14 protein-coding genes are annotated in these 19921 nt (G+C 71.9%); 1 reads left to right on the top strand and 13 read right to left on the bottom strand.

Annotated elements, in window-relative coordinates; translation table 11 throughout:
- Positions 1-63: 63 nt before the first annotated feature.
- The 5 genes from ACS5PV_RS23945 to ACS5PV_RS23925 form a co-directional block, all read right to left on the bottom strand.
- Entirely contained in the window at positions 64-786 is a 723-nt protein-coding gene (locus ACS5PV_RS23945) for an ABC transporter ATP-binding protein (RefSeq protein ID WP_455397849.1), read from the bottom strand.
- Between the two features lie 4 nt (positions 787-790).
- Positions 791-2845 (bottom strand): branched-chain amino acid ABC transporter ATP-binding protein/permease, encoded by a 2055-nt coding sequence (locus tag ACS5PV_RS23940; protein WP_455397848.1) that lies wholly within the window; start codon positions 2843-2845, stop codon positions 791-793.
- 77 nt (positions 2846-2922) lie between these two features.
- Positions 2923-3795, bottom strand: a complete 873-nt coding sequence (locus ACS5PV_RS23935; protein ID WP_455397847.1) for a branched-chain amino acid ABC transporter permease — start codon at positions 3793-3795, stop codon at positions 2923-2925.
- 63 nt (positions 3796-3858) lie between these two features.
- Entirely contained in the window at positions 3859-5073 is a 1215-nt protein-coding gene (locus ACS5PV_RS23930; protein WP_455397846.1) for an ABC transporter substrate-binding protein, read from the bottom strand.
- A gap of 292 nt (positions 5074-5365) precedes the next feature.
- On the bottom strand, positions 5366-6358 hold the full coding sequence (locus ACS5PV_RS23925) for a hypothetical protein (RefSeq protein ID WP_455397845.1): 993 nt from the start codon (positions 6356-6358) through the stop codon (positions 5366-5368).
- 184 nt (positions 6359-6542) lie between these two features.
- Here ACS5PV_RS23925 and ACS5PV_RS23920 point away from each other — a divergent pair, with 184 nt between their 5' ends.
- On the top strand, positions 6543-7193 hold the full coding sequence (locus tag ACS5PV_RS23920) for a carboxymuconolactone decarboxylase family protein (RefSeq protein ID WP_455397844.1): 651 nt from the start codon (positions 6543-6545) through the stop codon (positions 7191-7193).
- Between the two features lie 119 nt (positions 7194-7312).
- On the opposite strand, the gene bcsN is transcribed toward ACS5PV_RS23920, so the two are convergent.
- The 8 genes from bcsN to ACS5PV_RS23880 all read right to left on the bottom strand — a co-directional run bounded on the left by bcsN (position 7313) and on the right by ACS5PV_RS23880 (position 19828).
- Positions 7313-8311 carry a cellulose biosynthesis protein BcsN gene (gene bcsN, locus ACS5PV_RS23915; protein WP_455397843.1) on the bottom strand — a complete coding sequence of 333 codons (999 nt, stop codon included), beginning with the start codon at positions 8309-8311 and terminating at the stop codon, positions 7313-7315.
- A complete protein-coding gene (locus tag ACS5PV_RS23910; protein WP_455397842.1) occupies positions 8308-10251 on the bottom strand; it encodes a hypothetical protein in 1944 nt (647 codons plus the stop codon). Before ACS5PV_RS23910 ends, bcsN begins: the two co-directional genes overlap by 4 nt.
- Positions 10236-11462, bottom strand: coding sequence for a glycosyl hydrolase family 8 (locus tag ACS5PV_RS23905; RefSeq protein ID WP_455397841.1), 1227 nt, complete (start codon positions 11460-11462; stop codon positions 10236-10238). Before ACS5PV_RS23905 ends, ACS5PV_RS23910 begins: the two co-directional genes overlap by 16 nt.
- Positions 11459-14104: a cellulose biosynthesis cyclic di-GMP-binding regulatory protein BcsB gene (locus tag ACS5PV_RS23900; protein ID WP_455397908.1), complete on the bottom strand. Its 2646-nt coding sequence runs from the start codon at positions 14102-14104 to the stop codon at positions 11459-11461. Before ACS5PV_RS23900 ends, ACS5PV_RS23905 begins: the two co-directional genes overlap by 4 nt.
- Positions 14094-16529, bottom strand: coding sequence for a UDP-forming cellulose synthase catalytic subunit (gene bcsA, locus ACS5PV_RS23895; RefSeq protein WP_455397840.1), 2436 nt, complete (start codon positions 16527-16529; stop codon positions 14094-14096). The genes ACS5PV_RS23900 and bcsA overlap by 11 nt, the downstream gene beginning before the upstream one ends.
- Before the next feature lie 745 nt (positions 16530-17274).
- Positions 17275-17856 (bottom strand): single-stranded DNA-binding protein, encoded by a 582-nt coding sequence (gene ssb / locus ACS5PV_RS23890; protein WP_455397839.1) that lies wholly within the window; start codon positions 17854-17856, stop codon positions 17275-17277.
- Positions 17857-18153: 297 nt separating this feature from the next.
- A complete protein-coding gene (locus ACS5PV_RS23885; RefSeq protein WP_455397838.1) occupies positions 18154-19443 on the bottom strand; it encodes an O-acetylhomoserine aminocarboxypropyltransferase/cysteine synthase family protein in 1290 nt (429 codons plus the stop codon).
- 25 nt (positions 19444-19468) lie between these two features.
- A complete protein-coding gene (locus ACS5PV_RS23880; protein WP_048449488.1) occupies positions 19469-19828 on the bottom strand; it encodes a response regulator in 360 nt (119 codons plus the stop codon).
- Positions 19829-19921: the final 93 nt, after the last annotated feature.

Here is a 19921-nt window from a genome sequence, read left to right as displayed (position 1 = left end):
GTGGAGGATGGGAGCGCGCGATGAACCGACGGTGACGCAAGGGCGCCCCGCCGGTCCGAGGCTTCAGTGACCGCCACCCAGATACGCCGCCCGCACCTGCGGATCGTTGCGCAGCTGCGCCGCCGGGCCCTGGAAGCGGATGCGGCCGTTCTCCAGCACGTAGGCGTGGTCGGCCACGCCCAAAGCCGCCATGGCGAACTGCTCGACGAGGAGCATCGTCACCTGCTCCTCCTTCAGCCGGCGGATGATGCGGAACACCTCCTCGACGAGCTTCGGCGCCAGGCCCATCGAGGGCTCGTCGAGGAGCAGGATCTCGGGGCGCAGCATCAGGGCCCGGCCCATGGCGAGCATCTGCTGCTCGCCGCCCGACAGGGTGCCGGCGAGCTGGGTCCGGCGCTCGCGCAGGCGCGGGAACAGGGTGTAGGCCCGCTCCCGGTCGGCGTTGACGTCGCCCTTCGGCCGTGAGCCGGTGAGGCGCGGGAAGGCGCCGAGCGTCAGGTTGTCCTCGACCGAGAGGGTCGGGAAGACGCGCCTACCCTCGGGCGAGTGGGCGAGCCCGGTGCGGGCGACGTCGTGGCTCTCCAGGCCGCCGATCTCGCGCCCGTTGAGCTTGATCGAGCCGGCGCGCGGTCGGATCATGCCCGACAGCGCCCGCATCGTGGTGGTCTTGCCGGCTCCGTTGGAGCCGATCAGGGTGACGACTTGGCCCTTCGGCACCGTGAAGGTGAGGCCGTGCAGGACCTCGATCTGGCCGTAGCCGGCCGACAGGCCGCTGACGTCGAGCATCTCTCTACTCCGCGGCGTCGGCAACCGGGCTGCCGAGATAGGCTTCGATGACCTTGGGGTCGGACTGGACCTCGCGGGCGCCGCCCTCCGCGATCTTGTGGCCGAAATCGAGCACGCTGACGCGGTCGCACAGGCCCATCACCACGTCCATGTGGTGCTCGATCAGGATCACCGTGATGCCGGCGTCGCGGATCTTGCGGATGATGAGGGTGAGCTCGGCGATGTCGGGCGCCGTGAGGCCGGCGGCCGGCTCGTCGAGGAGGAGGAGCACCGGATCGAGCGCGAGCGCCCGGCCGATCTCGAGGAGCCGCTGCTTGCCGTAGGGAAGGTTGCGCGCCTCGACCTGGGCGAGCGAGCCCAGGCCCACGAAGTCCAGGATCGCCATCGCGCGGGCCCGGGCCTCGCGCTCCTCGCGCCGGCGGCGCGGGGTGCCGAGGATCGCGTCGAACAGCGTGCCCTGGAAGCTGTGGTGCAGGCCGACGAGCACGTTCTCGAGCGCCGTCATCTCGCGGAAGAGCTGGACGTTCTGGAAGGTGCGGGCGACGCCCGACAATGCGATCTCGGACGGCGTGCGGCCGTCGAGGCGCTTTGCGGCATCCGTGCCGGTCGCGAGCGAGACGCCGCCGGCGGTCGGCTTGTAGATGCCGGTGAGCACGTTCATCATCGTGCTCTTGCCCGAGCCGTTGGGGCCGATCAGCCCGTGGATCGTGCCCGGCCGCACCGCGAGGTCGACCTCGTTGAGGGCCTTGAGGCCGCCGAACTGCATCACCGCGCGCTCGACCCTGAGCAGCGGGTCGGCGCCGGAGCGGCCGCCCTGGCGGATCAGCGCCTCGCCCGACGCCGTGAGCTCCTGGGTCGCCCCGGTATGGTGCGGGCGCAGGAAGGGCAGCTTTTCGCGCAAGAAGCCGACGATGCCGTCCGGCAGGTAGTAGACCACGAACAGGATCAGCAGGCCGAAGACGGTGAGGCGGAAATCGGTGACCGATTCCATCGCCAGCGTCGCCGGGAAGAAGGCGAGGCACAGCGCGCCCGGGATGAGCAGCGTCATCCGGTTGTCCTTGCGGCGGATAAAGGCGAGGCCGACCACGATCACGGCGAGCGCGGCGATGATCCCGGCCATGATCCGCACGAGGCCGATATCGGCCAGGATGTTCGGCATCATCACGATGATCGCGGCGCCGATCAGGGGACCTGCGCGCGACTTGCGCCCGCCCATGGTGACGGCGAGGAGGAACAGCACCGTCAATTCGAAGCCGTAGGAGTTCGGCGCGACGTAGCGCTCCGACCAGGCGAACAGCGCGCCGGCGAGCCCCGCGAGCGCCGCCGAGATCACGAAGGCGTAGACCTTGTAGCGGTAGACGCTGACGCCCATGCAGTCGCAGGCGATCGGCGAATCGCGAAGCGCCTCGAAGGCGCGGCCGAAGGGCGAGCGCACCACCCGGTTGACCACCAGGATCGTCGCGAGCAGGCAGGCGCAGACGAGGTAGTAGAATTCGAGCTTGCGGCCGGCGGCGCCCCAGGGCGCCTGCATGCCGATGAGCGAGAAGTCGAGGACGCGGGCCGGCGGCAGGGTGATGCCGAGCGGGCCGTTGGTCAGATCGGTCATCTCGTTGATGAAGATCTGGATGATGGTGCCGAAGGCGAGCGTCACCATGGCGAGGTAGGGCCCGCTGACCCGCAAGGCCGGAATCGCCAGCAGCAAGCCGAAGGCCGCGGTGACGCCGATGCCGGCGAGGAGCCCGACCCAGAGCCCGAGCTTGAACTTGAGGAACAAGACGGCGGCCGCGTAGGCGCCGATGCCGAACAGGCCGGCATGTCCCAGCGAGACCTGGCCGGTATAGCCGACGACGATGTCGAGGCCGAGGATCAGGATCGCGTAGATCGCGATCACCACCAGCAGGTGGATGTAGTACTGGCTGGTGACGACGTGCGGAAAGGCCGCCAGGAAGACGACGAGGCACACGGCCCCGAGGAGGCCGACGTAGCGGCCGAGCCCGGCTTGAGGGACCGGCGGGGCGGTTTGCCGGGCAAGGGCCGGCGCGGAGGCGGACTGCGCCATGATGGAGAAGGACCCTGGATGGAACGGGAAGCGTGAAGACCGCTCCCGCAACCGGGAGCGGCGCTAGGCGAAGAGACTCAGACCTTCTTGATCACGGCCTTGCCGAACAGGCCGACCGGGCGCACCGCCAGCACGGCGAGGAGCAGGATCAGGCCGGGCACGTCCTTGTAGCCGGTCGAGATGTAGAAGCCGGTCAGCGTCTCGGCGACGCCGAGGATCAGCCCGCCGACGATCACGCCGAGGCCGGATTCGAGGCCGCCGATGATCGCGACCGCGAAGGCCTTGAGCGCCAGCACCGAGCCCATCGTGGCGCCGGTGAGCGTCACGGGCGCCACGAGCACGCCGGCGAAGGCGGCGGTCATCGCGCTGATCGAGTAGGACAGGGTAATGACCTTCTGGGTGTTGATGCCCATCAGCCCGGCGGCGTCGATGTCGTTCGAGGTCGCCACCACCGCCTTGCCCCAGATCGAGCGGCGGTTGAACAACTCGACCGCGAGCATCATCAGGAGCGCGCCGGCGACGATCATCAGCTCCATCGGCAGGATGCGGACGCCACCGAGCGTCAGCGCCTGCTCCGGCAGCGGCGAGGGAAACTTGAGGTCGTCGCGGCCCCAGATGTTCTCGGCGACGTTCTTGAAGATGATGCCGAGCGCGATGGTGGCCATGATCCACCCGTACTCGGACTTGATCTTCACGGCCGGCCGCACGCCGAGGCGCTCGACGATCGCGCCGAGGGCGAAGCCGAAGACGAGGACGAGCGGCAGCATCAGCCAGTAGCCGGTGAACGGCACCAGCGTCAGGCCGAACAGGGCGCCGAGCATCAAGGCCTCGCCCTGGCCGAAATTCAGGGTCTTCGAGGTCGCGAAGGTGAGCTGGTAGCCGAAGGCGATCGCGGCGTAGATCATGCCGACGGCGACGCCGCTCGCCACGAGCTGAAGGAAGATCTGCATGAGGGGAAGGCTCGTCTCGACGGGCAAGCCCCGCGCGTCATGCGCGGGGCTCAGGTTGCGGCCTCAGTTCGAGGCCTTCTCCTTGACGCGGACGACGCCGGCGTTCTTGGCGTCCTCGTCCTTGGCGTAGACGATCTTGCCGTCCTGCACCTTGCCGAATACCACCATGTTGCGGCTGATCGCGTTGTGGTCCTTGGCCGTGAACGGCTTGTCGTAGGTGGTGACCACGCCCTCGACCTTGGTGTTCAGGTTCTCGAGCGCGGCGCGCACCTTCGCGCCGTCGGTGGAGCCGGCCTGCTTGATCGCGGCGGCGAGCAGGTAGACCGAGTCGTAGCCCTGCGCGCCCGCCACCGGGGTCGGGATCTTGTTGACCTTGAAGGTGGCGTAGTACCCGTCGAGGAAGGACTTGCGCTTGGGCAGCGTCTTATCCTCGATGAAGGTCTGGGGCATGATCACGCCGTTGCCGTTCGTCCCGGCGATATCGATGAAGCTCTGCATCGAGGCCGGCCACGAGGTGATCATCGGCACCTTCCAGCCGAGCTTGGCCATGCCGTTGGCGATCTGGGCCAGTTCCGGGCCGATGCCGTAGGCGAGGATCACGTCGGCGCCCGCCTGCTGCGACTTCAACAGCTGGGGCGTCATGTCGACGTCCTTGATGTTGAACTTTTCCACCGCGACCGGCTTCACGCCCTTCGCCTTGAGGTACTTCTCGAGGTCCTCGCGGCCGAGCTGACCGTAATTGGTCGAGTCGGCAAGGATCGCGATCTTCTTGAAGCCCTGTGCGATCGCCTCGTCGGCCATCATGCCGGCCTGCAGCACGTCGTAGGCCGAATTCCGGAACACGTAGTTGTTGTCGTAGTCCGGCGGGTTGAACTGCTCGGTGATGACCGTCCCGGTGGCGACGTTGTTGATCACCGGGATCTCGGCTTCCTGGTAGAAGCGCTGGGCGGCAAGCGCCACGCCGGTGTTGATGAAGCCGAGGGTGGCGACCACCTTCTCCTTGTTGATCAGCTCCTGGGCAACCTGGGCGCCGACCTCGTTCTTGGCCTCGTCGTCGCGCTCGACGAGCTGGATCTGCCGCCCGAGCACGCCGCCGTTCTTGTTGATCTCGTCGGCGGCGAGCCGCACGCCGTCGCGCATCGACACGCCCATCGACGAGGAGCCGCCGGTATAGGGGCCGGTCACCCCGATCTTGATCGGGTCGGCCGCCAGGGCCGGGGCCGCGAAGGCGGTCGCGCAGGCGAGCGCCGCCGCGAGCGCGGTCAGGGATGAGCGCATCTGGATTCCTCCGGGGACCGTTTCTTGCCGTCCCGCCCTTGGCGGGCGCGGATCGGGGTGCCGGATAGAACCGGGATCGGCAGCGCTTGTCGAGCGCGTCTTTCGATCTAGAGGGCGGGCCGGAGGTGGGGTGGAGTGCCGAGGCCTCGGATTTTCGAACCGAGACAAGCGCGATCGAGGCCGCTACCGACCACACCCTCACGTCATCCCGGGTTCTCGCCTTCGGCGAGCCCGGGATGACGTGAGGGTGTGAAATCCGTCAGCGGCTCGACAGGTCCGGGGCGCGTCGCCCTCAATCCTTCGCCGGCTCGTCCTTGCCCGGCACCTGCGTGATCCCGCCGATCACCCGCACCGGGCGGTTGCCGTCTGGCGGGGTCTTCCAGCCGCCATCCTTGGTCTCGGGGGCCTTGGGCGGCGCGGCCTCGGCCGCCTTGGCGGGCGAAGCCTCCTTGGCGGGCGGGGCCTTGGGTTCGGCCTTGGGCGCCAGGGGCGGGACGAGGGCCGCGGGCGCCTCAGTCTCGGCCGGCTTGCTGCGCGCGGCGGTCCGGCGCGGCGCTTCGGGCTTTGCACCCTCGGGTGCGGTCTCGCGGCGCGGCGCGGCGCCGGTGCGGCCGGCCGGGCTGTCGGGGTTCATGCCGAGCGGGTTCGGCCCGGCGGTGCGGGGCGCCGGCGCGGTGCGGGCGGGCGCCTCGTAGGAGGGCGCGCCCGGCGGGGAGGCGGGTTGCGGCAGCGGGCGGGCGGCGACGCGGCGTTCCTCCGGGCGCTCGCCCACCGGCGGCAGCGGCTCGCCGCGGGAGAGCGGCACGGGGGCGTAGGTCCCGCCGTCGCGCCAGCCGTTGTCCCGCGGCGCGCGCTCGCGGAACGCCTCCTCGCGCGGCCAGGAGGGGCGGGCCTCGGACTCGGTCCAGCCGTAGCCGGGGCGACGGCCGCCAGGGATGCTTCCGGGGGGAATCAGCGGCGCCTCCAGGCGCTCGCGGTCGAGGATGCGGCCGGTGCGGGCGTCGACGACGAGCTGCACCCGGTTGCCCCACGGGCTGTCGGCCTCGACCCGGTAGGTCTCGCCGTCGAAGCGCGGATGGCTCATGCCGGTGAAGCCGGCCCGGCCGAGGCGGAACACCACCGCCCGCGGCGGCAGGATGGCATCGTCCTCGTCCTCGATGACGACCCGGTAGCCCTGCGCCCGCGCGGGCGCGACCGCCCCCGCCAGCAGCGTGGCGGCGAGCGCAGCCAGCAGGGCCGCGCCCGTCACGGACCGCGGTCCCGTCTTCGACGGCAGTGCAGTCATCGTCCCGCATTCCCTTGTTTCCGGGGTCGTGCCGGGTGCGTGCACCCCGCATTCCCCTCGTGCTCGGACGAGAATCTGTTAACCGCGGGATTGAGGCGGGATTGCGGGAGCGCGGCCGTCGCAGGCAACCGCCTTTCGGGTAAGGATCGACCGGCGAGCGATCGCCAATCCCGGAGGAAACCCCATGCCGCGCCAGAACCTCAAGCCGCGCCTGCTGCCCGCGCTTCTCGTCGCCCTCCTGCCGGGCACCGCGTTCCTGGCGGGCGCTGCCTTCGCCGGGGACCGCCTGCCGACGATCCCGCCCGCCCAGTACTCCCCCGAGCAGAAGCAGGCGGGGGACGCCTTCGAGACCGCCCGCAAGACCCCGGTCTTCGGCCCGTTCGAGCCGCTGATGCACTCGCCCGAGGTGATGACCCTGGCGCGCGCGATGGGCGACTACCTGCGCTACAAGCCGAAGATCGGCACCACGCTCTCGGAGCTGGTGATCCTGGTCAATGCCCGCCACTGGACGCAGGACTACGAGTGGTACGTCCACGCGCCGATCGCCCGGAAGGTCGGCATCGCGGAGGAGACGATCGCGGCGATCCGCGACGGCCGTCGCCCGGCCGGCCTGCCGCAGGACCAGGAGACCGCCTACGACTTCACCAGCGAGCTGTTGCAGAACAAGCGCGTCTCGGACGCGACCTTCGCGCGGGCGGAGACGCTGTTCGGCAAACCGGGCGTGGTCGATCTGACGGCGGTCAGCGGCTACTACACCTTCCTGGCGATGGAGCTGAACGTCGCCCGCTACCCGCTGCCGAAGGACGGCACGCCGCTGCCGCGGTTGCCGGAGTAGGGCTTCCGTCCGCCCGGTCCGGATCCCGGGTCACGGGCTCCTGCCCTCCCGGGCGAGCCCGGGATCCGGCGGGAGAGGGGGCTTGCGGTGCCGTCTCCCCGTCGTCCGACGATCCCGCCTCATCGTCCCGGGCCGCGATCCGGCGGCGGCCGGTAGGCTTCTGGCGGCAGGTCGCGCGACAGGGTCTCGCCGGCGCCGCGGCCCGGGGCCGGGCTCGGCGTCGGGGTGGCGCCCGGCGGCTCGGGGGCTTGGGGGCCGTCGGTGATGTAGCGCTGCGACCCGCTGCGGGGCGCGGCCTCGGGCGGCGGAGCCTCGGGTGGACGCGCCTCGGGGGTGCGGGGCGCGAGGTAGCGGCGCCCGCCCTCGGCCGGCGGGACCGGGACGGTCGGGCGAGGCGGGACGGGCTCCGCCCGGGGCTGCGGCTGCGGGCGCTCCGGCGGGGGCGCCGGACGGGCCTCCGGCGCAGGCGCGGGAGCGGGGCGGGGTGCGGGCTTTGCCACCCGACGACGCGGAACCGGGCGCGGTGCGGCGACCGCCCGGACCGCGCCGTCGCCCGGCAGCGCGATCGTCAGGTGCTGGACCGCCGCCACGAGGTCGTCGAGGCTCGCCTGCGCGGTGCGGCAGAGCCGGATCCGCAGCGACAGGGCGCGGCGCCCGGCACCGGGCTCGGCGGTGCCGAACGCCCCGTCGCGGGACGCCATTTGCGCCCCTCGCCGCGGCCGCTCGAACCATTGCCAGGCGTAGAGGCAATCGGCCCCGAGCGCGAGGCCGATCGGACCGTAGGCGTTGCGGCGCGGCACTGCCTGCACCCGCATGACCTCGCCGGGAAAGCGCACGGCGATCTCGCCGGCGATGCCGAACTCGCTCGGCTTGGCGAGCCGCGGCGGGAAGGCGAGGAGCAGGTCCCCGGTCTCGTTGCGCAGGGCGATCTCGGCGTGGTTGCGCCCGTCGCCGCCCTCGTAGGTGATGCGCTGGTCGAAGCCGTCGCGGTGGCGCGTTTCGATCACCGCGGCGACCCGGCCGGCACCCGGGAGCCGCAGGGCCGGTGCGGGCTGCGCCAGGGCGCTGCCCGCGCCTACGACCAGCGCGAGGAGGGCGATGCAGAGGCGGGTGTTCACGGATAGCCCTTCTCGGCGGGAACCGCCCGTTCCGAAGTCGTGCGGGCCGGCACCGAGAAGCGGACGCTCTCGGGGGCGACGGAGCGGGTGCGCTCGCCCTCCTGGTCCTGCCACAGCGTTCCGGGCGGCGGTCCGGTCAGGCCCTCGGGCTTGTCGAGGCCGTTATAGCCCGGCAGCAGCGTGTAGCCGTAGCGCTCGTAGGGCATCGCCCCGGCGCCGGGCACCCGGCGGGCGACCAGCGGCGGCGCCGGCACCACCGGCTCGCGGGCGTAAGCTCCCGCGGGTGCCTGACCGACCCCGGCCGCGGGATAGCGCAGGGGATTGTCGAGGGGCACCGCCAGGGGGAACTCGCCGCGCTGGACCGCCGGCGGCACCGCCTCGGTCCGGCCGCCGGCGCCCGGGGCGTCGGGCCGCGGCACCCGGCCGTAGGAGGGCGGCGGCTCGGGCCGCACGGTGTTGGCCGCCGCGGGCGCGGCCCGGCCGGTCCCCGCAGTCGTCGCCTGCGCGGCGCAGGGCAGCGGCGGGCCGCCCTGGCTCTCGCGGAACAGGAGCTCGACCACCTTCGGAAACAGGCCGTCGTAGCGGTTGACCACCTCGAGGTAGGGGCGCTGGCGCCGCAGGCGCTGGAGCGTCAGGGCGTAGCCGAACACCGTGCTCTCGCTCGGCATCCAGGCCACCGCGCGCTGGAACCATTCGAGGGCGGCGTCGAACTGGCAGGAATTGTAGGCGTACCAGGCCAGGCCCTGCGCGCCCTCGCCCGACGTCGTGGCGTTGACGACGCGCGCGTAGCGCTCGATCCGCGCCGGCTCGATGTAGGGCGGGCTCGCCAGCGTCAGCTTGCGCTCCAGGAGGTCGACGAACAGGAGTTCGTTGCCGACGAAGCGCTCGCGCCAGGCATACGCCACCTCCTCGGCCTCGCGCATCATGTTGAGCTCGCGCAGCGTGTGGGCGAGGCCGTGCGCCACCATCGCGTCGCCGCCGCGGGCGATCGCCATCTTGAACCACTCCAGCGCCTCGCGGAACTGGCGCCGCTTGTAGGCGTACCAGCCGAGCAGCCCGGTCTGGCTCGGCTCGGCGATCTTGCGGGCATAGGCCTGGAAGGCGGTGAGGTCGGGCAGCGTCGGGGTCTGGGCCGGCTCGTCGTGCAGGAAGGCGGCGATCCGTGCCCGGGTGATGTCGAGGCGGATCGGCTCGAACTCGGAGGCGCCGGATGGGTCCTGCCTCCCCATGGCGATCAGGCGCTCGGCCTGCTCCATCTTGATGTGGGCCATCGCCTTCTGGATCGTGGCGAGGCGCGCGCCGGTATCGGCGTTGCCGTCCAGTACCGACTTGTAGAGGTTGAACGCGTCCTCGCCCGCCCCCGTGGCGGCGAGGTCGTCGGCGATGGTCCAGATGCTCTCGACGTCGGCCGGATCGAGGGCGCCCGGATCGGCGCGGTAGAGCGCCACCACCTCCTCCGGGTTCCGGCCTGCCGCCGCCGCGATGCTGGAACGGAACTCCGCCCGGCGCAGCTTGCGCCCGAGCTCCTCCGAGGGCTGCCAGGACGGGTCGATCGAGCGGCGGGCATTGATCGCGGCGCGCAGGTCCTGGAGGCGGCCTGCGGTGAACAGGTCCCAGAGCGGCGCCTCCTCGGGCGGGCTCGGCTGGAGGCTGTCGAGGTCCGGCGGCTCGGTCCAGCCCGGATAGAGCCGCTTGAGGCGGGCGATCTCGGCCCGCATCCGGGCGGTCTGCTTCTGCGAGGCGTAGTAGCGCAGCGCGCTCTCGTCGACCATGCCGGGGGTGCGGGAGGTCTCGGGATCGACCATGATCGCCGGCGCGCGCACCCCGTCGCCGTAGACGACCCGCGGGATTGCGGTCTCGGGCGCCTGGGCAAGCGCGGGGCCCGCGGACAGGAGGAGCGCCGCGACGAGGGGCAGGATCTGTCTCACGACTTGAGGCATGACGGGGTGCGCATCCGGGCCGCGACCAGGGCGAGGAGGTGGAGCGTCGTCGGGTAGTAGTTCTGCCCGTCCTGCACGCGGCGCAGGGCGTCGGGGAAGGGCGTGCCGTCCTGCGCGCAGGCGACGAGGGCGGGGAGCGCGGTGTAGCCCGGCTCGGTCAGCCACTCGACCGGGCGGCCGTCGCGGGTGTCGACGATCGGCAGGCGCTCGCGGTCGATCCCGCCCCACAGGGTTCGGAACGCGGCAAAGTCCTCCGGCCGGCCGACGCCCGCCCAGGCGAGGTAGAGCGGGATCCGGATGGCGTTGTAGGAGAACAGCGGCGGGAAGCCGTCGGCAGGGCGCAAGCTCTCGTCCTTGGCGGAGATCCACTCGGTCGGCAGGCCGCTCGGGCCGAAGCGCGAGCGGCGCAGGACCTCGACGCCGCTGCGGATCACCGCGGCCCAGTCGTATTCGGGCGCCACGAGGCCGAGACGCTGGAAGGCCGGGAAGACCCAGTACGACAGGTTGACGAGCGGCCCGTCGGCCCGGTCGCGGGCGGCGAAGCCTGCGACCGCCGGCAGCACTAGGGGGCCGGGGCCGGCGCGAAACAGGATCGTCTTGCGCCCGAACTCGACGGCGAGCCGCCGCGCCGCCGTGCGGTAGGACGGCTCGCCCCAGGCCTCCGCCGCCTCGGTGAGCGCCCAGGCGACGAGGATGTCGCCGTCGGTGGCGTTGTTCATGTCGGCGACCGCCGGGCGGTGGTCCGGCGCCCAGCGCCAGGCCAGCAACTCGTCGGAGCGCACCATGAGGTTGGCGCGGGTCCAGCCCCAGATCCGCTCGAAGGTGGCCCGGTCATTGGCCGCCACGGCGAGCAGCATGCCGTAGCCCTGGCCCTCGCTGTGGCTGATGAAGCCGTTGGCGGTGTCGACGACCCGGCCCTTCTCGGTCACGAACCGGGCCCGGTAGGCGCGCCAGCCGGGATCGTCGCCGAGGCTGCCGGCGAGCGCCGGCCCGGCGGCGCGGCCCGGCGCCTCGTCGGGGGTGGCCGGCGGCAGGCTCGGCACGGCGGTGGCGGGGGGCACGGGGGTCGGCTCCTGTCCTTGCGCGACCGAATCCGGCGCGCCCTCGGACGCCGGAACGGATTGCGGCGCCCGCGGCGCCTGCGCCCAGGCGGGCATCGCCGCGAGCAGCAGGGCCGCGACGGCGAGGGCGGGGAGGGTCCGGCGGCTCATCGGTTCCTCCGGCCGAGCTGGCGCACGAGGCTCGTCGTCGCGAGCCCGAGGCAGAGCGCCATCGCGAGCGTCATCGCCACGTAGGCGCCGGGATTGAGGGAGAGCCAGGCCGCCGAGACCAGCCGCAGGTTCGAGAGGGCTCGCGCTTGCGTCTCGATCAGCCCGACGCGCTTCGGCTGCACGGTGGTGAGGCTGCCGTCCGAGGCGTCGAGGAAGGCGGCCTGGCCGGAGAGGGCGGTCCACACCACCGGATCGACGAGGCACGAGACGGACGCCCTGAGGATCGAGGCGTTCGGGGCGGTCACCAGCACGGTGCCGTCCCGGACCTGCCCGCCGGCGCCCTGCGCGATGATGAGCGAGGCGCGGGGATTGAGCGGCACCGCCTCCGGCGCCGGCCCGCCGGCGAGGCTGAGCGCGAGGTCGCGGGTCTCCGCCGCCCGCTGGACCAGGCCGGTCCAGGCATTGGCGAGCACCGCCGGGACGACGTTGAGGCCGCGCGCCGACTCGTCCCAGCGCGCGACGAGGTCGGCCTCGCTGTCGGCGGGCGCCTCGGCGGGATCGGGCGTGGGCGCCTGCGGCGTGGCTTGCGCGGCGACTTGGACTGGCTGCGCGGACCCTTGGACCGGTTGCGCGGAGGCGGTGCGCAGGGGCGTGGTGAGGGCCGGCAGGGCGCAGCGCATCGGCAGGTTGCGACGCAGGCGGTCGAGGGTGACGACGCCCTCGGCCCCGAACGGGCCGGGGGTGGCGACGGTCTCGGCCCGGCCCTCCCAGATCCCCCGGACCTGCGCCGGATCGAGGCCGACGGCCTCGAGGGCGGCCGGGGTGAGCGCCCGGACCGGGGCGACGATCAGGTGGGCGCCGCCCGCCTCGCGCTCGTCGCCGCCGACCTCGAAGTCGATCACCCGGCCGGCCGCGATGGCGAGGCGCGCCGCCAGGGTCGCGGCCGCCGAGGCCGAGTCGCGGTCGGGAGTGGGCAGGACGAGGCGCGGGCGCGGGGCGCCGGTCGGGAGGTTCGGCGCCAGGAACGGCACCGCGCCGGCCTTCACGGCGGCGAGATCGGGGCTGCGCACCGCGCGGGCGAGCGCCGGGACGTCGATCCGGGTGCGGTCGAGGAACAGGAAGCGGGCGCGCTTGGCCCCCGGGGCCAGGGTGTCGCAGGTGCGGTCGGCGGCGGTGGGCAGCTGCGCGCTGATCTCGACCCGGTTCAGCCCCGGCCGCCACAGGCTCAAGGGCAGCGGGATCGCGCTGTCGGTGAACACCTCGCCGCGGCTGTAGGGCAGGGGGACGCTGGCGGCGTTGCGGCCGTTGATGTCGACGACGATCCGGGCGCTCGGCTCCAGCCCGGCGGCGTAGCCGCCGGCGAGGTGCAGCATCACCTTGCCGTAATCGGCCGGGACGAAATCGGCGGGAAACCGCACCGCGAAGCCGACCCGCAGCAGCCGGCCGCTGAACTCGCGGCTCGCGACCCCGAGCTGCTCCAGGGTCAGGCTCTCGCCGCCCTGGACGGGGTAGCCCCGGGTCAGCTCGACGAGCCGCGTCCCCGCCGGCGTGCCGGATTCGTCGCCCGCGGCGGCGAGCATCGCGGTCGCCTGGCGCACGTCGGCCGCGCTCGTGCCGGTGACGACGAGGACGGGGGCGCGGCTGCCGCGCGGCGCCAGCACGGCGACCCGCGGGCCGGTGATCGGGCCCAGCTCCTCCAGCCCCTCGGTGCTGCGGATCTCGGCGGCGGTGCCGACGACGAGGGTGAGGCCGGTGCGGCCGGAGAGGGCGGAGCCGAAGCTCACCGCCGGGCGGGCGAGGCGCCCGACCAGGGCGACCGCCTGCACCGCGCCGATCATCCGCTCGAGCCGCTCCGGGCTCGGCCGCTCGGTGAGGAGCACGCCGATCGGCAGCGCCCCGCTCTCGTCGGGCTCGAGCGCCGCCAGGGTCCTGAGGTCGAGGTCGGCCGCCTGGCCCACGACGAGGCCGGAGCGCGACGGGTCGATCTGGGTCCACAGCTCGTAGGTGGCCTCGGTCGAGCAATCGACCCGGTGGCGCTGGCTCGCGGCGAGGGCCACCGCGTTGTAGCCGGGCCTGAGCACGCCCTCGGGGAGGGGAAACTCCACCACCTTCACGGCGCCGGGGGCCTGGATCCGGGTCCAGCCGACCCGGGTGCCGTTGACGCTGCCCGACAGCTCGGAGGATTCCGGCGCCACCGAGATCGCCGAGAGGTAGGAGACGCGCAGCTTCGCGGCTCCCCGCGCCTGCGCCTCGGTCACGTAGACGGGAAATTGCAGCGACGCTTCCTCGCCGGCGAGGCGGTAGCCGCCCGTGCCAGCGGGAAACCGCCGCGCCGCCTCGATGGCCGCCACCACCGCCACGCCGCGGCGGGCGGGGTTGGGCTCGGATTGGGCCTGCGGCGCTTGCTGGGCCTGCGGCGCTTGCACCCCCTGTCCTGTCGAGCGCGGCGGGGCCGGGCGCAGGGGCTCGCCGGCAGGCGGCAGGGTCAGGCGCTCGCTCGGGCCGGTGCCGAGGAAGCTCTGGGCGAGGGTTGGGGTGGCGGACAGGCACAGGACGAGTGCCGCCACGGCGCCCGCCTCGGCGAGAGCCCGGCTGGTGAAAGCGGCGATGCGGTGCAGGATCATCGCCGCCTCACGCCGCATCGGTGCGCCGGCCGCGGGCGGCCAGTGCACGATCGTTCTCGAAGTCGAGCATCAGGCGCACCCAGTCGCCGTCGGCCTCCGCCTCGTCCTCGGTCCGGGCGTGAGGCTGTGCCTGGGCCTGGGCATTGGCTTGCGCCTGGGTCCGGACCGGGATCGTCGGCCGCGCGGGCGGCGCGAAGGGCAGGTCGACCGGCGGGGGCGGCGCGGCCGGTTCGTCGTAGGGAGGAGCCGCCTCCGGTGCCTCGACCGGAACCGGCCGGCGCACCTCCCCGGCGAGCGCGTAGCGCAGGGCGCGGACCGGCTCGGCAAAGCCCCACCAGACGAATTGCAGCGTGCCGGTGAACAGGTCCTTGTGGCGCCGCCGGCGCAGCTGGAACCGGCGCATCGCCTCGGCGTCGCCGTACATCAGCCCGGCGAGCGCGACGTAGTCCTGCGGGCGCAGGGTCGCGAAGGCGAGACGGCAGACCGCGTCGGCACCGGAGCGCGTGACCGGCCCGAGCACCACCGGCAGGGCGCCGGCGGGGCGGGCGCCCGCCACCGGCACCACCGCGAGCGTGCCGGGGACCGGGCGGTGGCCCGCGCCGGCGGCGAGGAGGGCCGCCGGCATCCGCACCGTGCAGGCCTCCGCCGAGACCCGCTCGATCGCCACGTCCACGGCGCGTCCCCCGAGGGTGAGCTGGCCGCGCCGGGCGATCGCCAGGGACGGCGTGCGCTCGATCTGGCGGCGCTCGGCGCAGACCCCGAGCGCCGCCCCGGCGGTGAGCAGGTTGAACAGGTTCCACAGCCCGACGACCAGCATCAGGTTGGTGACGCCCGGCTCGAACAGGTAGCGCCAGGCCGCGACCGCGCAGCCGGTCAGGAGCAGGCCGTAGACGGCGAAGAACGGCAGCGCCAGCGCCGACAGGTGGTCGTGGTCGAGCGTCGCGCCCTTGTTGGTGACGTTGAAGGTGGGTTTGCGCGGCGACCACATCACCGAGACGATCGCCTTCGACAGGTACAGGCCCTGGACGTACTCGTACAGCTCGGAGACGAACGGCCAGCGGAACTTGCCGTAGACGTAGTTCTGCATCATCAGGTTGATGACGATGTAGGTCGCCGTGTAGGCGATCGACTCGTCGACGCTGGCGACGAAGATCTTCAGGTCGAAGAAGATGTGCAGGAGCGGCGCGAACATGAAGGCGAGCCGCGGGATCGGAAAGAACCAGAACGTCATGCTCGACAGGTAGGCGAGCTTCTGGATCGGCTTGAGGCCGCGCTTCAGGGCCGGGTTCTTCAGGATCAGGATCTGGAACATGCCCTGGCACCAGCGCGAGCGCTGGCCGATGAAGTCGGCGAGCGTGTCGGGCTGGAGGCCGGCGATCAGCGGCTTGTCGACGTAGGCGCTGGTCCAGCCGCGGGAATGCAGCTCGAAGGCGGTCTCGCAATCCTCCGTGATGGTGATGCCGGCGAAACCCCCGGCCTCGTCGAGGGCGGTGCGGCGCAGGAGCGCCGCCGAGCCACAGAAGAACGAGCCGTTCCACTTGTCGAGCCCGGCCTGCGTCACCGCGTAGAACATCTCGTTCTCCGACGGCATCCGCTCGAAGGTCTTGAGGTTGCGCTCGATCGGGTCCGGGTTGAGGAAGGCGTGGGGGGTCTGGACCAGGAAGAGCTTCGGATCCTCGGAGAAGTAGCCGACGGTCTCGGCGAGCAGCGAGCGGAACGGCACGTGGTCGGCGTCGAGCACCAGGACGAGGTCGCCGGTCGCGGCGGAAAGCCCGTTGTTGAGGTTGCCCGCCTTGGCGTGCTCGTTGCGGGCCCGCGTCAGGTAGCGGGCGTCGAGGTCGCGGCAGAGCGCCTGCAATTCGCCCCGGCGGTCCTGCGCCGCCCGCGCCTTCTCGGGGTCCGGGTCGGCGCATTTCTGGTCGGTGCCGCCGTCGTCGAGGAGCCAGACGGTCAGCTTCTCGGCCGGGTAGTTCATCTGGCGCGCGGCGGCCAGCGTCATCGCGAGGATCGCCGCATCCTCGTTGTAGCTCGGCACGAACACGTCGACGGAGGGCAGGTCGGCCGCCGGCACGGCGGCGGGCGGGCGGCGGCGCAACGGCTCGGCGTTGATGATCAGGCTGACGAACAGCACGAAGACGCAGTACAGCTCGCACAGGAGCAGCAGCAGGCCGAAGCCGAAGCTGACCGGGTCGCCCGGCGAGGGCAGCGTGTCGGTCACCCGCCACAGGATGTAGCGCAGCACCACCAGGCTGCCCATCGCCAGGAAGACGAAGCGCGTCCGCGGCCCGTCGAAGACCAGCCACAGCCCGGCCATCGCCGCCATCGCGGCGAGGCTCATCGCGAGCTGGTTCTGGGTGCCGACGGGCTGGCTCAGGAGGACGAGGCCGGCCGCCGTCGTCCCCATCCAGGCCAGCCATCGCAACACACGCACCACGCCCGCCACCTCAGAATCGCCGTATCACCTACGCCATAGGAATATGTCGGTTTCTCGTTACGAGAACCTGCTTTTTTTCGATGGCGGTAGATCGATCGGGCGGCGAAGATCGCATCATCCCCGTCTCAAAATGCCACACTTGATTATGGATTGGCTCGACAAGGTTTCGAATTCTTGCGCTGACCTGAAACGATAAGGCCAAGTTTCCTAGGAATATTTTGTCATAACGTGGCGCAGAGAGCGGAAATCGCTCAGTCGTGATTGCCCGCTGGGGACGGCGTGGCGCAGATGTCGACAGCGTCATCCCCGTTGAATGCCGCCGGTGACATGATGCGGGAGCGACGAGCGACTGCCGTGCGGGGATGGGACGAACGGGAGATTGCGCTTTCTCAAGGTCATCCCGGCGGTGCCGTGCGCAACCCGGAATTGGAAAGGTGTTCAGGGTGTGGATCGGCACCGCCGGCTTCCGGAGGCCGTTCCGAGAGCCTGTCTGATCGGCTCTTGCAGGATTGCCACTCTCCGCGTCATTCCGGGCTCCGGTTTCGCGGCCCCGGAATGACGCGGAGAGTATCAAGACTGTCGAGACAACAGGCACAGGCGCTCACCACCGTACGCGCCGAGCCGGTGATCGGTCCAAGTCGACCGATAGCTCGCCCCGACAGCCCGCTCCTCAAAACGCCGGCACCGCCCGATCGCATGGCGACCGGACGGTGCTCCCTGGTCTCAACCCTTCGCCGTATCGCCGGCGAGCGCCCTAGAACGGGATGTCGTCGTCCAGGTCGTCATAGCGCTTCTGGTTGCCGCCGCCGCCGGAGGAGGCCGGGCGCCGCTCGCCGCCGGAGGACGAGGAACGTCCGCCGCTGCTACGACCACCGCCGCCACCGCCACCGCCGTAATCGCCGCCGCGGCTGATCTGGCCGCCGCCCATTCCGCCGCCCATGTCGTCGGCGCCCATCTCGGCCATGCCGCCCTCGGACCCGCCGCCGCGGCCGTCGAGGATCGTCAGCTCGCCGCGGAAGCGCTGGAGCACGATCTCGGTCGTGTACTTCTCGACGCCGGACTGGTCCTGCCACTTGCGGGTCTGGAGCTGGCCCTCGACGTAGACCTTCGAGCCCTTGCGCAGGTACTGCTCGGCGACGCGGGCCAGGTTCTCGTTGTAGATCACGACCGAGTGCCACTCGGTCTTCTCCTTGCGCTCGCCGGACGCCTTGTCCTTCCAGGACTCGGACGTCGCGAGGCGCAGGTTCACCACCGGATCGCCGGAGGCCAGCCGGCGGGTCTCGGGGTCGCGCCCGAGATTGCCCACCAGGATCACCTTGTTCACGCTGCCCGCCATCACGCTCTCCTCTCGTTCCATCTCACTCGGGCGCATGCCCGGCCGACGCCGCGGAACCGCTTCGGTCGCGCGAGTTGGGCCGAACAGGCCGGGACCGGCAAGGGGAGGGGGCCGCTTGTGCCCGAAACACACATCGCCGGGGCCGGGGCGTGTTCTACATTTGTTCGGGCCATGAGGCAAGCGCCGCCCGGGATCGGTCCGGACGGCGCGGGGGCTCGGTGTCTCTCGTAAAATTCCCGATCACCGGCGTCGCCCGACATGGCAGCGCCAGCGCAGAGGGAGTCCTGTGAGGTGCGCTCAGCCGAGCGCGTCGAGCGACTGCGCCACGTCGGCGATGAGATCCTCGACCGATTCGAGCCCGATCGACAGGCGCACGGTGTCGGGGCCGACCCGGGCGGCCTCCTTGTCGGCGGCGGGGAGCTGGCGGTGGGTCGTGGTCGCCGGGTGGATCGCCAGGGACTTGATCTCGCCGATGTTGACGAGGTGCGAGATCAGGTTGAGCCCGGTGATGAATGTCTGCGCCGCCGCCTCGCCGCCCTTGAAGCCCACCGTGAAGATCGAGCCCGCGCCCATCGGCGCGTAGTGGTTCGCCACCGCTTCGCCAGGCTGGCCCGGCAGCGACGGGTAGCTCACCCAGGCCACCTTCGGATGGTCCTTGAGGAAGGCCGCGACGGCTCGCGCGTTCGCGCAGTGGCGTTCCATGCGCAGGGGCAGGGTCTCGGTGCCGGTGAGCGTCAGGAAGGCGTTCATCGGCGACAGGCCGGGGCCGAGGTCGCGCAGGCCGAACAGCCGGCAGGCGGTGGCGAAGGAGGTCTCGGGGAAGCGCTCGGAGACGACCAGGCCCTCGTAGTCGGGCCAGGGCTCGTTGATGAGGTTGTAGCGACCGGTCGCCTTCCAGTCGAAGCGGCCGGCATCGCAGACGATGCCGCCGATCACCGTGCCGGAGCCCGACAGGAACTTCGAGGTCGAGTGGACGACGATGTCGGCGCCGTGCTCGATCGGCCGGATCAGGGCCGGGGAGGCGAGCGTGTTGTCGACGACGAGCGGCAGGCCGTGCCGGTGCGCCACCGCGGCGACGCCCTCGAGGTCGATGACGGTGCCGCACGGGTTGACGATCGATTCGCAGACGATCGCCCGGGTCTTGTCGGTGATCGCGGACTCGAAGTCCTCGGGCGTCAGGCCGCGGGTGAATTGCGGCACGAGGTCGTAGCGCCCCTCCAGCCGGCGCATCAGCCCGAGCGAGCCGCCGAACAGCCGCGAGGAGGCGACGTAGGCGTCGCCCGACTGCATCAGGGTCATCAGCACGAGCAGCATCGCCGACTGGCCGGAGGCCACCGCCACCGCGGCCTTGGCGCCCTCCAGCGACGCGACCCGGCGCTCCAAAGCCGCCACGGTCGGGTTCGAGCCGCGGGAATAGGAGAAGCCCGTCGCCCGCATGGCGAAGATGTCGGCGGCCTGCTCGTTCGATTCGAACACGAAGCCGTTGGTGAAGTAGATCGGCTGCGCCCGGGCGCCGGTGGCCGGATCGGGGGCGGTGCCGGCATGGACCGCCCGGGTGGCGAAGTGCAGCTTGGTCGGATCGGTCATCGGGGTCGTCCGTGGAAGGGTCGGCTCAGGCGGCGCGGCGCACGGTGTCGTGGAGGGTGCGCACCAGGGCCGAGGGCGCGTAGGGCTTGGGGATGAAGCGCGCGCCCGGCGGCATGTCGTGCGGGCCGGGGCTGCCCATGCCGGAGACCACCAGCACCGGGATGCGCGGCCAGCGCCGGGAGACCAGGCGCGCGAGGGCAAAGCCGTTCATCGAGCCGAGCGGCATGTCGACGTCGGTCATCAGCACTTCGACGTCTGGCCGGCTCTCCAGCACCTTCAGCGCCTGGTCGGCGTGGGGCGCCTCCAGCACGGTGAAGCCGGCCTCCGCCAGGGTGTCGGCGGCCTCCATCAGCAGGAGGCCGTCATCCTCGACGAGGAGCACCACCGGCGCAGCGTCGCAAGACGCGTCCTGTGCGTCCTGTCGGGAGTCGTCCTGACGGGACGCCTGATCGTATCGGTCCAGGTCGGATGTCATCGC

Source organism: Methylobacterium sp. Gmos1 (genome assembly GCF_053764715.1).
Note: the sequence above shows the minus strand (reverse complement) of the source record. Positions and strands in the feature narration are given on the sequence as shown.